General features: G+C 48.2%; 13 protein-coding genes. All 13 read left to right on the forward strand.

What is annotated here, in order from left to right:
* The first annotated feature begins 17 nt into the window (after positions 1–17).
* The 13 genes from fabG to trmD all read left to right on the forward strand — a co-directional run bounded on the left by fabG (position 18) and on the right by trmD (position 13043).
* Positions 18–767 carry a 3-oxoacyl-[acyl-carrier-protein] reductase gene (gene fabG / locus F4V51_RS10840; RefSeq protein WP_095287862.1) on the forward strand — a complete coding sequence of 250 codons (750 nt, stop codon included), beginning with the start codon at positions 18–20 and terminating at the stop codon, positions 765–767.
* 152 nt (positions 768–919) lie between these two features.
* On the forward strand, positions 920–1153 hold the full coding sequence (acpP, locus tag F4V51_RS10845) for an acyl carrier protein (RefSeq protein ID WP_024630176.1): 234 nt from the start codon (positions 920–922) through the stop codon (positions 1151–1153).
* A gap of 178 nt (positions 1154–1331) precedes the next feature.
* Entirely contained in the window at positions 1332–2570 is a 1239-nt protein-coding gene (gene fabF, locus F4V51_RS10850; protein WP_095287861.1) for a beta-ketoacyl-ACP synthase II, read from the forward strand.
* A gap of 13 nt (positions 2571–2583) precedes the next feature.
* Positions 2584–3282, forward strand: a complete 699-nt coding sequence (gene rnc / locus F4V51_RS10855) for a ribonuclease III (protein WP_095287860.1) — start codon at positions 2584–2586, stop codon at positions 3280–3282.
* Positions 3283–3477: 195 nt separating this feature from the next.
* Complete coding sequence (smc, locus tag F4V51_RS10860) at positions 3478–7053, forward strand: chromosome segregation protein SMC (protein ID WP_153977974.1); 3576 nt, start codon at positions 3478–3480, stop codon at positions 7051–7053.
* Positions 7054–7126: 73 nt separating this feature from the next.
* Positions 7127–8140, forward strand: coding sequence for a signal recognition particle-docking protein FtsY (gene ftsY / locus F4V51_RS10865; RefSeq protein ID WP_153977975.1), 1014 nt, complete (start codon positions 7127–7129; stop codon positions 8138–8140).
* Positions 8141–8263: 123 nt separating this feature from the next.
* The gene (gene trhA, locus F4V51_RS10870; protein WP_153977976.1) at positions 8264–8911 is read left to right on the forward strand and encodes a PAQR family membrane homeostasis protein TrhA; all 648 of its coding nucleotides are present in this window, start codon (positions 8264–8266) and stop codon (positions 8909–8911) included.
* A gap of 226 nt (positions 8912–9137) precedes the next feature.
* Positions 9138–9488: a putative DNA-binding protein gene (locus tag F4V51_RS10875; protein ID WP_153977977.1), complete on the forward strand. Its 351-nt coding sequence runs from the start codon at positions 9138–9140 to the stop codon at positions 9486–9488.
* 60 nt (positions 9489–9548) lie between these two features.
* Entirely contained in the window at positions 9549–10925 is a 1377-nt protein-coding gene (gene ffh, locus F4V51_RS10880) for a signal recognition particle protein (RefSeq protein WP_024630183.1), read from the forward strand.
* A 54-nt stretch (positions 10926–10979) separates the two neighbouring features.
* On the forward strand, positions 10980–11252 hold the full coding sequence (gene rpsP / locus F4V51_RS10885; protein WP_024630184.1) for a 30S ribosomal protein S16: 273 nt from the start codon (positions 10980–10982) through the stop codon (positions 11250–11252).
* Between the two features lie 23 nt (positions 11253–11275).
* Positions 11276–11506 carry a KH domain-containing protein gene (locus F4V51_RS10890; protein ID WP_024630185.1) on the forward strand — a complete coding sequence of 77 codons (231 nt, stop codon included), beginning with the start codon at positions 11276–11278 and terminating at the stop codon, positions 11504–11506.
* 249 nt (positions 11507–11755) lie between these two features.
* Positions 11756–12268 (forward strand): ribosome maturation factor RimM, encoded by a 513-nt coding sequence (gene rimM / locus F4V51_RS10895; protein WP_095358712.1) that lies wholly within the window; start codon positions 11756–11758, stop codon positions 12266–12268.
* Position 12269: 1 nt separating this feature from the next.
* Positions 12270–13043, forward strand: a complete 774-nt coding sequence (trmD, locus tag F4V51_RS10900; RefSeq protein WP_153977978.1) for a tRNA (guanosine(37)-N1)-methyltransferase TrmD — start codon at positions 12270–12272, stop codon at positions 13041–13043.
* Positions 13044–13053 lie beyond the last annotated feature (10 nt).

Below are 13053 nucleotides of genomic sequence, written 5' to 3' on the forward strand. Positions count from 1 at the left end.
GGAAAGGAGGAATTAGGTTGTCTAAACCGTTAGAAGGTAAAAACGCACTGGTTACAGGGGCATCTCGCGGAATTGGCCGCAGCATTGCACTTGCTCTGGCTGAAGCTGGTGCGAATGTAGCCGTAAACTATGCAGGCAGTCAGGCTGCTGCTGAAGAAGTGGCGGAAGAGATTCGTGCCAAGGGAGTTCAGGCCATCACCATTCAGGCCAATGTTGGAGTAATGGATGAAGCTGAACAAATGGTCAAGACTACTCTTGAAGCCTGGGGCAATGTGGACATTCTGATTAATAATGCAGGGATTACACGTGATAATCTGATCATGCGCATGAAAGAGGAAGAGTTTGATCAGGTTATTGAGACCAATCTCAAAGGGGTATTTAACTGCCTCAAAGCCGTTACTCGTCCAATGATGAAACAACGCTCGGGCAGAATTATCAATATCTCTTCTGTGGTTGGTGTTCTGGGTAATGCCGGACAAGCCAACTATGTTGCTGCAAAGGCAGGGGTCATCGGTCTGACTAAGGCGTCGGCTCGTGAACTGGCTTCCCGTGGCATCACGGTTAACTGTGTAGCACCAGGGTTCATTGAGACGGACATGACCAAGGAATTGTCACAGGAACTCGTAGATGGTATGCTGAGTGGCATTCCGCTGTCCCGACTGGGTCAGCCGGATGAAATTGCCGGAGTTGTTACATTCCTGGCATCGGGAGCTTCATCGTATATGACAGGGCAGACATTGCACGTCGATGGCGGCATGTACATGTAAAACGTCCCGGACTTAAATTAATAGTCGGGGAACAGGCGCTGGACGATCCGAAATGCCGGAAAAAGGCCGGATTCCCCGGCCGGGAGCCGCATATGTCTTCTATGGCATTTTGCCTGCGATTCTCGTATAATACCAAGGAGGAGGTGAACCGGATGTCCGATGTATTGGAGCGTGTAAAACGCATCGTCGTCGACCGCTTGGGCGCAGACGAAGCTGAAGTTACACTTGAAGCATCTTTCAAAGAAGATTTGGGTGCTGATTCTTTGGATGTAGTAGAATTGGTCATGGAATTGGAAGATGAATTCGATTTGGAAATCTCTGATGAAGATGCAGAAAAAATCACGACCGTAGGTGAAGTTGTAAACTACATACAATCTCATACCTAAAGTCAATTCAGTCCCGCACCTGTTTTCGAACAGGCGGGACTTCTCATCATTCATTGGTTTTTCTCATTCCGCAGCGATGCTGATCCAGCTTGATTTTCGAATCGGGATGGGTGAGCATCCGCTTGCGGATATTCCCACAAAATAATTGCGCAAGCAGTCGATATAGAGGTGAGTCGGTTTGAAACAAAGAGTAGTAATTACCGGAATGGGCGTAATGACATCGCTTGGAAAAGATTTGGAAACGTTCTGGGGAAGTTTAATGGCAGGCAAGTCCGGAATCTCTCAGATTGAGGCCTTTGATGTGAGTGAATACACGACACAAATTGCTGCCGAAATTAAGGATTTCAACCCGGATGAATATATGGATCGCAAGGATGCTCGCAAAATGGACCGTTTTGTTCAATTTGCTGTAGCAGCTGGTTTCAAAGCTGTTGAAGACAGTGGCTTGAAAATTAATGAGAACATCGAAGCCGAGCGCTTTGGCGTATCTATCGGTTCAGGTATTGGCGGATTGGGAACTTGGGAGGACCAGCACAATGCATTGCTGCAAAAAGGTCCAAAACGGGTTAGCCCATTCTTCATCCCTATGATGATCTCTAATATGGCTTCTGGCCAAATGTCGATTTCTCTCGGAGCTAAAGGTCCGAACACCAACGTAGTAACAGCCTGTGCTACAGGAACGCATTCCATTGGGGACTCTTTCAAGATGATTGCAAATGGTGATGCAGACGCGATGATCTGCGGTGGTGCGGAAGCGACAATCAGACCAACGGGTCTGGCTGGTTTCTGTGCAATGCGCGCGATGTCTACACGCAATGACGAGCCGGCTAAGGCAAGTCGTCCTTTCGATACAGGACGTGACGGATTCGTTATGGGTGAAGGAGCAGGTATTCTGATTCTGGAATCCTTGGAACATGCTCAAAAACGTGGTGCACGTATCTATGGTGAAGTGATCGGTTACGGTCTGACTGGCGATGCGCATCATATGACTGAGCCGGATCCGGATGGAGCAGCACGCTGCATGAAGATGGCCCTTCGCAATGCCGGAATTGAACCGGAAGAAGTGGACTACATCAACGCACACGGTACATCAACTCCTGTGGGTGACCGATCCGAAACGCTGGCAATCAAAAAGGCATTTGGTGATCACGCGTACAAGCTTGCAGTAAGTTCCACTAAATCTATGACAGGTCACATGCTGGGTGCAGCTGGTGGCGTGGAAGCCGTAATCTGCGGATTGTCTCTGACTCATCAGACACTCGCACCTACGATCAATTTGGAAAATCAGGATCCGGAATGTGATCTGGATTATGTTCCGAATGTTCCGCGTGAAACCAACGTGAACGTAGTCATGTCCAACTCGTTTGGATTCGGCGGTCACAATGCTACCATTATCCTCAAAAAATTTGAAGCATAAGGGGCTAGTTCGTTTGAGTGAAGATCTGAAGCAGTTACAACACAAACTTCAAATCAAATTTGACAACAGGCAGCTTCTAAAACAAGCGTTTACCCATGCTTCCTATGTAAACGAACACCGATTCAGTCAGCACCAGGATAACGAACGTCTGGAGTTCTTGGGCGATGCGGTGCTTGAGTTGACTGTATCGGAATACTTGTATCATTTGTATCCTAACCGTCCGGAAGGTGAATTAACGAAGCTGCGGGCATCAATTGTCTGCGAGCCTTCCCTCGTCAAATTTGCAGAAGCACTTGGTTTTGGTCAGTATGTACTTCTTGGTAAAGGTGAGGAACTGACGGGAGGACGAACACGGCCGGCTTTGCTGGCTGATGTGTTTGAATCTTTCATCGGTGCATTGTATCTGGATCAGGGACTGGAGCCAGTCAGAACGTTTCTGGACCAGCATGTTTTTCCGTTGATCGTACTGGGCGGCAAGCTTCAGATGAGCGATTACAAGACGGAACTACAGGAACTCACTCAGCATCACAATATGGGAGCTCTTGAGTATCGGATCGTCGAAGAACGGGGCCCTGCCCATGAACGTGAGTTTGTCTCGGAGGTCCATATGGGTCAAGAACGGCTTGGCAGAGGTACAGGACGTTCCAAAAAGGAAGCCGAGCAGCAGGCTGCATCCGCAGCGCTTGATCGATTGAAGCTTCCGGAAGCCTGAGCTTTACCGGGTAGCGCATAGACAAACGAAGAGCAAAGAGCAGCCCCTCGGGTCCGCCCCGGCGGAAATTATCGGCCGGACTGCTTTTTGCTCTTTTTTTTGTAAAGAGAGGATGGGAAAAAAGATTCATTCCTAATCCAAGTTCAGCGCTGAAGGAGCACATGAAATAAGCAAGAGGAGGTGACGGGATACCCTATGTTTCTGAAACGAATTGAACTGGGTGGATTCAAGTCATTCGCCGACAAAACAGAGATGGAATTCGTTCGCGGCATTACGGCTGTAGTGGGTCCGAACGGAAGTGGCAAGAGTAATATTTCAGACGGAATTCGCTGGGTGCTTGGGGAACAAAGTGCCAAATCACTACGGGGCGGCAAGATGGAAGACATCATCTTTGCTGGCAGTGATGCAAGAAAAGCCGTCAATTACGGTGAAGTGTCGTTAACGCTGGATAATGAAGACCACGCGCTTGCCCTTGATTTTGGTGAAGTGACAGTGACACGTCGTGTACATCGCAGCGGGGACAGTGAATATTTTATTAACAAACAGTCCTGTCGGCTGAAAGATATAACGGAATTGTTTATGGATACCGGGATCGGTAAGGAAGCTTACTCCATTATTGGACAGGGTCGTATCGAGGAAATTTTGAGTACTCGTTCTGAAGATCGCAGGGGTATCTTTGAAGAGGCATCCGGTATTGTGAAGTACAAATCCCGTAAGCGGGATGCCACACGCAAGCTGGACGAGACGGAGCAGAACTTGCTGCGGATTCACGATTTGGTTACAGAGCTGGAGGACCAGATTGGCCCGCTGAGAGAGCAGTCGGAAAAAGCGATTCACTACAAGGAATTGCGTGGACAGCTCAAGTCGAAGGAAATCTCCATGTATGTCTACCAGATCGAACAGATTCATGCGTCCTGGAGCAAGGCGAATGAACGGTTACAGTCGCTAAAAGAAGAGGAAGTTGGTCTTGCCGCCATTGTTTCCACACATGATGCCAAGCTGGAAAGCGACCGGAATGCACTGCGAATTCTGGAATCGGAGACAGAAGAGCTGCAATCTGCCTTGCTGCAGTTCAGTGAAGCCACGGAGAAAAGTGAAGGTCTGGGCGAATTGCTCAAAGAACGTTCTCGTCATCTGCAAACCAATCATGAGCAGCTCACGGTTACACTTGCTGCGAGTGAAGAACGACATCGGGAACGTGAGGCTGAGCTGCTTGCATTACGCGAGAAGTTTGGCAAGCTGGAGCAGGAACTGGGTGACGTGCGAAACCGTCTGTCTGAAGAAGAGGCGAAGCTTATTGGCGTTACGGGCGGTATCAGTCAGCAGCAGGAAGAGAGCCTTAAGGGTAATTTGCTGGAATTGATGAACCAGATGGCTCAGACGCGCAACGAGATCCGGTACGCCGATCAGCAGAAAGAGTCGCTTGAACGTCGCATGAACCGTGCATCCGAGGAATCCGGCAAGTGGGAAGAGCAGAAGCAAACGCTCGAAGCTCGAAAAGCCGAGATTGAGAAAAAAGTAGTCCGCTTGGGTAAAGAAATCAGTGACTTGCGCGGCGGATATATAACTGAAAGTGAACGACTGCAATCTTTGCAAAAGCTGCTGGAAGAGAGTCGCAGTACGGTTCGGAAATGGGAACAGAAGCGCGAAGCTCAGGTCTCCCGCCGGGATACGATGAAAGAGATGCAGGATGATTTTGACGGATTTATGCTTGGGGTCAAAGAAGTCCTCAAAGCTTCTCGCAAGGGCACTCTTAGCGGTGTACATGGAGCCGTGGCGGAACTGGTTAAAGTTCCTGAAAAAATCGAATTGGCTGTGGAAACGGCAATGGGTGCTGCACTTCAGCATGTCGTTATGGAAAACGAGTCGGTCTCCAGACAGGCCATTGCATTCCTGAAGCAGCGTCAGCTCGGTAGGGCCACATTCCTGCCGCTTGATGTCATTCGTCCACGTACCGTTGGTTCCAGTGAGCGTTCCATGATTGAAGGCATGGATGGTTTCGTGGGAATTGGTGCGGATCTTGTACACTTTGATTCCCGTTATGCGAATATCATTGGAAGCCTGCTCGGGAATGTCATCATTGCCGAAACGCTGGAATACGCCAATAAAATCGCGGCACGCTGTCAGTACCGTTTTCGCGTTGTGACCCTTGAAGGGGATGTAGTCAATGCGGGCGGTTCCATGACAGGGGGAAGCCAGCACAAAAAAAATGTAAGTCTGCTCAGCCGGAAACGGCAGCTGGACCAACTGGACCAGGATATTTTGGATACCGAAAACCAGATTGTGAAGCTGCACCGCAGTGTTGACGATGTGAAAACCCAGTTGGAACAATGCCAGGACAAGCTGGATGAGCTGCGTCAATCGGGTGATGATACACGAAATGCCGAACAGCAGGCATCGATGGAAATGAAACAGGTTGAGCACGAGCTGCGCCACGTGTTGGAACAGGTTGCGGTAGCCGGCCAGGAGAAAAGCGGATTCACCGAAGAAATCAAAGAGATGGATACGGCACGCGAAGCAGCTGTGCAGAAGCTGGAGCAGCTGGAAGAGGAAGAGAAGGCAACTCACCGTGCCATTCATGCTGCAGAGTTTGCCCGCAAAGCGAATGAGTCTGCGAAGGAAGAGCTGCAGAGCCAGTTGACCGAATTGAAAGTCAGAGAGGGTAAGCTGGATCAGGAACGGTTCTCGAATGAGGAGCAGCTGCGCCGATTGGAGCGGGAAGTGGAGTCTTTGGTCAAAGATTTACGTCAAAACCGGACATTGCTGGCTTCCATGGAAGCAGACCTGAAGAAAACGCAGGTGGAGAGCGTCAAACAGATTGAAGATCTGAACCAGTTCAAGCTGAAGAAAACGGAAGCTTCCGAGCAGCTGGATTTCAAGCGTGCTGCACGAAGTGAGCTGTCGAAGAAGCTTGAACTTGCGGAGAGTGAAACGAAGGAACAGCGTACACAGTTAAAAGCGGTAGAGGAACAGATGCGTCAGACGGAGATTTCCGTAAACAGGCTTGATGTTGAACTTGAAAACATACTGCGTAAACTGATGGACGACTATGAACTTGGTTATGAGCTGGCGAAAGAGCGATACCCCGTACCTGAAGATGTAGAGAGCACTCAGGCAGAGGTACAGAAGCTTAAGCGCAGCATCTCTGCTCTGGGAGAAGTCAATCTTGGGGCAATTGAGGAATTCCAGCGGGTTAACGAACGTTACGAGTTCCTGAATGAGCAGAAAAATGATCTGGTGGAAGCTAAAACGACGTTGTATCAAGTCATCCGTGAGATGGAAGATGAGATGGCTAAACGTTTCAAGACAACGTTTGATGCAATCCGCCGTGAGTTCGGTACGGTATTTACAAAGCTATTTGGCGGTGGGCGTGCGGATCTGGTTCTGATGGACCCGGAACGGCTTCTGGAAACCGGAATTGATATCGTTGCCCAGCCACCAGGCAAGAAACTGCAAAACCTGCAGCTCTTATCTGGCGGAGAACGCGCATTAACGGCCATGGCGCTGCTATTTGCCATCCTGCACGTGAAGCCAGTACCGTTCTGTGTGCTGGATGAAGTCGAAGCAGCGCTGGATGAGGCCAATGTGGTACGTTTCGCTCAGTATTTGCGGGAATTCTCCGAACAGACACAGTTTATCGTTGTCACTCACCGGAAGGGCACAATGGAAGAAGCAGATGTACTATATGGTGTCACCATGGAAGAGGGCGGAGTATCGAAGCTCGTTTCGGTTAGACTGGAAGATGAGGAAGCCGAAATAGCCAGTGCTTAAAGAATCTATATGCATCAGGAACTTGTTAATTAAATAAACAGCACTAAGATTACGTACACGATGGAGGGGCTTTATGAGTTTCTTTAAGAAGCTGAGAGACAGCATTGCAAGCAAAACGGAGTCGGTAACAAAACAGTTTAAGGATGGACTGGAGAAGACTCGTAAAGGGCTTGTGGAGAAAGTATCCGATCTCGTTATTCGCCGCAAAAAGATCGATGAGGAATTCTATGAGGAACTAGAAGAAATCCTGATTGGAGCGGATGTTGGGGTCAATACCGTCATGAACCTGATTGAAGACCTGCGTGTTGAGGTCAAAAAACGCAAAATTGAAGACGCGGCTGAACTGCAGCCTGTATTGTCCGAGAAATTGACAGACCTCCTGCGCGGTGAACAAAATAACGAACTGAAGATGAATCCAGATGGCATTACCGTCATTCTGTTTGTCGGTGTCAACGGCGTAGGTAAAACAACAACGATCGGTAAGCTGGCACATCGTTTCAAACAGGAGGGCAAAAAAGTCATTATGGCTGCTGGTGATACCTTCCGTGCCGGTGCAATTGAGCAGCTAGAGGTATGGGGACAGCGTGCCGGCGTTGAAGTCATCAAGCAGCAGGCGGGATCTGATCCGGCTGCGGTTATGTATGATGCTGTGCAAGCAGCGAAACAGCGTGGAGCAGATGTTTTGCTTTGCGATACGGCAGGCCGTCTGCAGAACAAATCCAATCTCATGGAGGAGCTTAACAAGATCTATCGTGTTATTCAGCGTGAAATCCCGGAAGCTCCACACGAAGTATTGATGGTTCTCGACGCAACAACTGGACAGAATGCATTGAACCAGGCCAAACTGTTTGGGGAGAAAAGCGGCGTGACTGGACTCGTGCTGACGAAGCTGGATGGTACGGCGAAAGGTGGTATTGTCGTTGCCATTCGTCAGGAACTGGATCTGCCAGTGAAGATGGTAGGTCTTGGTGAGAAAATTGACGACCTGCAGCCATTCGATTCCGAGCAATTTGTACATGCCTTGTTTGCCGGATTGATTCAGGAGCAGCCAGCTCAAGGCACAGAGGAAGAAGAAGCGAATACCTAAAAGTTGATAAAATGATAAGCCCTATTGCCGTTGATGAGCGTGTACATACATGTTAAGTCACCGGCAATAGGTGTATAATGGAAGAATGTAGATATCTTAATAGGGTTAGAAAGGACGGTTGATATGGCCAATACCTACACCTATTCCCGCCGTGAAGAAGTCGCTAATGCAGTGACTCATGGAATCGGCGCTGCGCTCAGCGTTGCAGCACTGGTGCTGTTGATTGTTTTTTCGAGTATGAAAGGTACAGTCTGGCATGTCGTCAGTTTCACGATCTACGGGATCACGATGCTGCTTCTTTATACGAATTCGACAATGGTTCATGCATTGAAAGAAGGCAAGGCCAAGGATCTGTTCGAGTTTTTTGACCATTCCTCGATCTATTTGTTTATTGCAGGTACGTACACGCCATTCTTGTTTGTAGCTGTTCGCGGCACGCTCGGATGGAGTCTGTTCGGAGTCATCTGGGGCATTGCAATCGCAGGAGTGATTTTCAAAGCCTTCTTTACGAAAAAATTCCTGTTTATGTCCACGATCTTCTACATTGCCATGGGCTGGCTTATCGTCATTGCCTGGCAACCGCTCGTTGCGGCGATCCCTTCTGGAGGAATAGTCCTCTTGGTTGCAGGTGGTCTGATGTATACACTTGGGACACTATTTTATGTATGGCGCGGCTTTCCATACCATCATGCGATCTGGCATGTATTTGTGCTCGCTGGCAGTATTCTTCATTTCTTTGCCGTTCTGTTGTACCTTACGCCGCTCAGATAGAAACGTAAAAACGAATCGACTTCTCAACGGAGACGTATTCGTTTTTTGTTCGTTTTGGAGGTGTTGGATATGAAGAAAAAAGCCACAAATCAATGTTTTGGATGCTTCAAATAGATGTTTTTTTCGTGACAAGTATTTTTGCTTGACATCCTGATTTGTTTTCGGTATTATTAGGAACGTTGCAAGAGTGTAAAGTGTTTTTCCTTGACGAAGGGAGTGCCCTGATATGAGTCAAGAAAACCGGCTTGAGAAGACAAACCGGATTAACTTGCTGTTTGCTTTCTATGAACGTTTGCTTACTGAGAAACAGCAAACATTTCTGAAATATTACTTTCATGATGATTTCTCGCTTGGTGAAATTGCAGCCGAGTTTGAGATCAGCCGCCAGGCGGTATATGAGCATATCAAGCGTGCTGAGCAGGTGCTGGAAAATTACGAAAGCAAGCTGGGCTTGCTGGAGAAGCACGAGCGACGCAGCCGCAATCTTGAAGAATTGCAAAATGCACTGGAACGCGCAGGCGTCTCCATTGATAACAACAAACAAATAAACGATATTGTTCACCAGCTCCGGGAATGAGGAAATGGGATGGAACGTATCGGTTCTAAAAACAGTATTACAGCTTAAGGAGGTGGGATCATGGCATTTGAAGGATTAACGACCCGATTGCAGAATGTGTTCAGCAAGCTGCGCGGCAAGGGCAAGGTGTCGGATGAAGATGTTGCCGAAGCTATGCGTGAGGTACGTCTGGCATTGCTCGAAGCGGATGTAAACTTCAAAGTGGTCAAGGAATTCATCGCCAAGGTGAAAGAGAAAGCTGTCGGCAAGGAAGTTATGGAAAGCTTCACGCCAGGCATGGTCATCATCGACATCGTAAACAAGGAACTGACGGACTTGATGGGTGGAAGCCAGTCGAAACTGGCTAAAGCGAACAAGCCGCCTACGGTGCTGATGATGGTCGGTTTGCAGGGTGCTGGTAAAACCACGACATCCGGTAAGCTCGCTAAAATGCTGCAGAAGCAGAACAGCCGACCATTGCTGGTCGCGGGGGATATCTATCGTCCGGCAGCGATCAAGCAATTGCAAGTACTGGGTGAGCAGATCAAGGCTCCGGTGTTTACATTGGGAGATCAGACAAGCCCGGTAGAGATCGCACGTCAGGGTCTGCAGCATGCCAAGGATAACGGCAATGACTATGTCATCATCGATACCGCGGGACGTTTGCATGTAGATGAGGAACTGATGGAAGAGCTGCGCCAGATTCACAGCGTAGTGAATCCGGACGAAGTCCTGCTTGTGGTCGATAGTATGACAGGTCAGGATGCTGTTAATGTGGCGGAACACTTTAACCAGCAGCTTGACTTGACCGGAGTCGTTTTGACCAAACTGGATGGCGATACGCGCGGTGGTGCTGCCCTTTCGGTAAAAGCAGTCACTGGCTGCCCGATCAAGTTTGCGTCACTCGGCGAGAAGCTCGATGCTCTTGAACCTTTCCATCCGGAACGGATGGCTTCACGGATCCTCGGCATGGGGGATATGCTTTCCCTGATTGAGAAAGCACAATCCAACATTGACACCGAAAAAGCCAAGGAAATGGAACGCAAAATGCGTAATGCAGAATTTACGTTCGAGGATTTCCTGGAGCAAATGGATCAGGTGAAGAAGCTGGGACCTATCGATCAGATCATGGATATGATTCCCGGCATGGGCAAGATGAAGCAAGCCAAGGACTTGAAAGTGGACGACAAGCAAATGGGCCGGATTGAAGCGATTGTGTACTCCATGACTACCGAGGAGAAGCGCAACCCCGACATGATCAATCATAGTCGCCGGAAACGTATTGCTACAGGTAGTGGTACATCTCTGGCTGAGGTTAATCGTCTAATCAAGCAGTTTGATGAAATGCGCCGCATGATGAAACAGTTCTCGGATATGATGGGACCTAAAGGCGGCAAGAACAAGGCAATGAAGCAGCTGAAGGGTCTTGGTAAAGGAATGAAGTTTCCTTTCCGTTGATTACAAGGGTTGCTGAGGAATATACAGATTTCATTGAAGGAGGTGAATTTTCAAATGGCAGTTCGTATTCGTCTGAAACGTATGGGTGCTCACAAAGCTCCTTTCTACCGCGTAGTGGTATCGGATTCCCGTTCCCCACGTGACGGTCGTTTTATCGAGGAGATCGGTTACTACAACCCGGTTGAACAACCGGCTGTTGTTAAGATCGATGAAGATAAAGCATTGCAATGGCTTCAAAACGGTGCGCAAGCATCCGACACTGTCCGCAACTTGCTGAGCAAAGCGGGCGTGATGAAGAAGTTCCACGAGTCTAAATTGACTAAATAAGGTGCTGATTCGGAGGGTCATCTATGGAAGAATTAGTAAGCATAATTGCTAAGGCTTTGGTCGATCATCCGGAAGATGTGGCGGTTCGGACGGTTGAGAAAGACCGGCTTGTCGTTTACGAGTTAACTGTTCATCCTGACGATGTCGGGAAGGTTATTGGTAAACAAGGGCGAATCGCAAAATCTCTTCGTACGGTCGTCACATCAGCAGCAGTTAAGATGGATAAACGGGTTACCGTCGATATCATATCTTAAAGATATACGAAAGGGGGTTAGGATGCATGTCCTAGCCCCTTTTCGTGCATGCTGAAACTTAAATACTATGATTGACTAGCTCGTCAAACGTGAATCACGCTCACGCTTGCCTTTATCACTGAATTTTAACCTTTGAATCATGAAATTTAAGATTAGAGGATTATAGCGATTGGATAACGATCTATAACCGGAACGACTGTAGGAAGATCATAACTACGAACAATATTGAATGAAATGCAGGAGGAACGTATGGCAGAGTTTATGAATGTAGGTAAAATCGTCAATACACACGGAATTCGTGGTGAGTTGAAAATCATGCCTTTAACCGATTTCCCGGAAGTACGTTTTGCAAAAAATGCGGAGCTGTATTTGTTTACACCCGACAACCACCCTGTGCTGGTTCATGTGGAATCCGCGCGCTTGCATAAAAATATGTATATCGTCCGATTGAAGGAATACGGAAACATTAATGAAGTGGAAAAGTTCAAAGGCGGTATAGCCAAAGTTTCCAAAGAGAACTTGGCTGAGCTGGAGGAGAATGAGTATTACTTCCACCAAATCGTGGGATGTACTGTTGTGACTGAAGAAGGTGAGAACCTGGGAACCATCTCCGAGATTCTTACACCTGGAGCCAACGACGTATGGGTTGTTAAAACGGCGGCAGGCAAGGAAATTCTGTTACCCGTTATTGACGATGTAGTGCTTGATGTCGATGTGAATGAGAAACTGGTAAAGGTTCATCTGATGGAAGGATTGCTGTAACATGAGAGTAGATGTACTAACGTTATTTCCAGAAATGTTCGAAGGTGTATTCGGGACAAGCATTCTTGGCAAAGCTCAGACGAAGGGGCTCGTGTCACTGAATGCAGTAAACTTCCGGGACTACGCTACGAATAAACATAATACGGTTGATGATACACCTTATGGCGGAGGCGGAGGGATGGTATTAAAGCCTGATCCGATCTTTGCTGCTGTAGAGGATGTTCTTGAAAAGCACAGCGAAGAGTCAGCCGCAGCATCGAGCAAACCTCCTCGCATTATTCTAATGTGTCCGCAAGGTGAGACGTTTACACAGAAAAAAGCAGAAGAGCTGGTACAAGAAGATCATCTGATTTTTATCTGTGGACATTATGAAGGCTATGATGAGCGTATTCGCGAATTTCTCGTCACCGACGAATTATCCATTGGAGATTATGTATTAACCGGAGGTGAGCTGCCTGCAATGGTTGCCATTGACAGTGTTGCTCGTCTGATCCCGGGTGTACTCGGAAACGAGACGAGTGCTGTGACGGATTCGTTCAGCACAGGGCTGCTCGAATATCCGCATTATACACGACCGCCTGAATTCAGAGGCATGAAGGTACCGGATGTGCTGTTATCTGGACATCATCTGAATATTGATGCATGGCGCAGAGAACAATCTCTGATTCGTACGTTGGAGCGCAGACCGGATATGCTGGATACTGCTGAATTGACCGAAAAAGAACGGCTATGGCTCGATAAACTTCGTTCTGAGATGGAACGGACTTCCGAGTAGCTGCACATAT

This window comes from Paenibacillus xylanilyticus (assembly GCF_009664365.1).
In the GTDB taxonomy this organism is placed as follows: domain Bacteria; phylum Bacillota; class Bacilli; order Paenibacillales; family Paenibacillaceae; genus Paenibacillus; species Paenibacillus xylanilyticus_A.

Excerpts from the sequence above, each read along its gene's own strand:
- smc (WP_153977974.1), top strand. The coding sequence starts at position 3,478 with ATGTTTCTGAAACGAATTGAACTGGGTGGATTCAAGTCATTCGCCGAC.
- F4V51_RS10875 (WP_153977977.1), top strand. The coding sequence starts at position 9,138 with ATGAGTCAAGAAAACCGGCTTGAGAAGACAAACCGGATTAACTTGCTG.
- acpP (WP_024630176.1), top strand. The coding sequence starts at position 920 with ATGTCCGATGTATTGGAGCGTGTAAAACGCATCGTCGTCGACCGCTTG.
- ftsY (WP_153977975.1), top strand. The coding sequence starts at position 7,127 with ATGAGTTTCTTTAAGAAGCTGAGAGACAGCATTGCAAGCAAAACGGAG.
- ffh (WP_024630183.1), top strand. The coding sequence starts at position 9,549 with ATGGCATTTGAAGGATTAACGACCCGATTGCAGAATGTGTTCAGCAAG.
- rimM (WP_095358712.1), top strand. The coding sequence starts at position 11,756 with ATGGCAGAGTTTATGAATGTAGGTAAAATCGTCAATACACACGGAATT.
- trmD (WP_153977978.1), top strand. The coding sequence starts at position 12,270 with ATGAGAGTAGATGTACTAACGTTATTTCCAGAAATGTTCGAAGGTGTA.
- F4V51_RS10890 (WP_024630185.1), top strand. The coding sequence starts at position 11,276 with ATGGAAGAATTAGTAAGCATAATTGCTAAGGCTTTGGTCGATCATCCG.
- rpsP (WP_024630184.1), top strand. The coding sequence starts at position 10,980 with ATGGCAGTTCGTATTCGTCTGAAACGTATGGGTGCTCACAAAGCTCCT.
- trhA (WP_153977976.1), top strand. The coding sequence starts at position 8,264 with ATGGCCAATACCTACACCTATTCCCGCCGTGAAGAAGTCGCTAATGCA.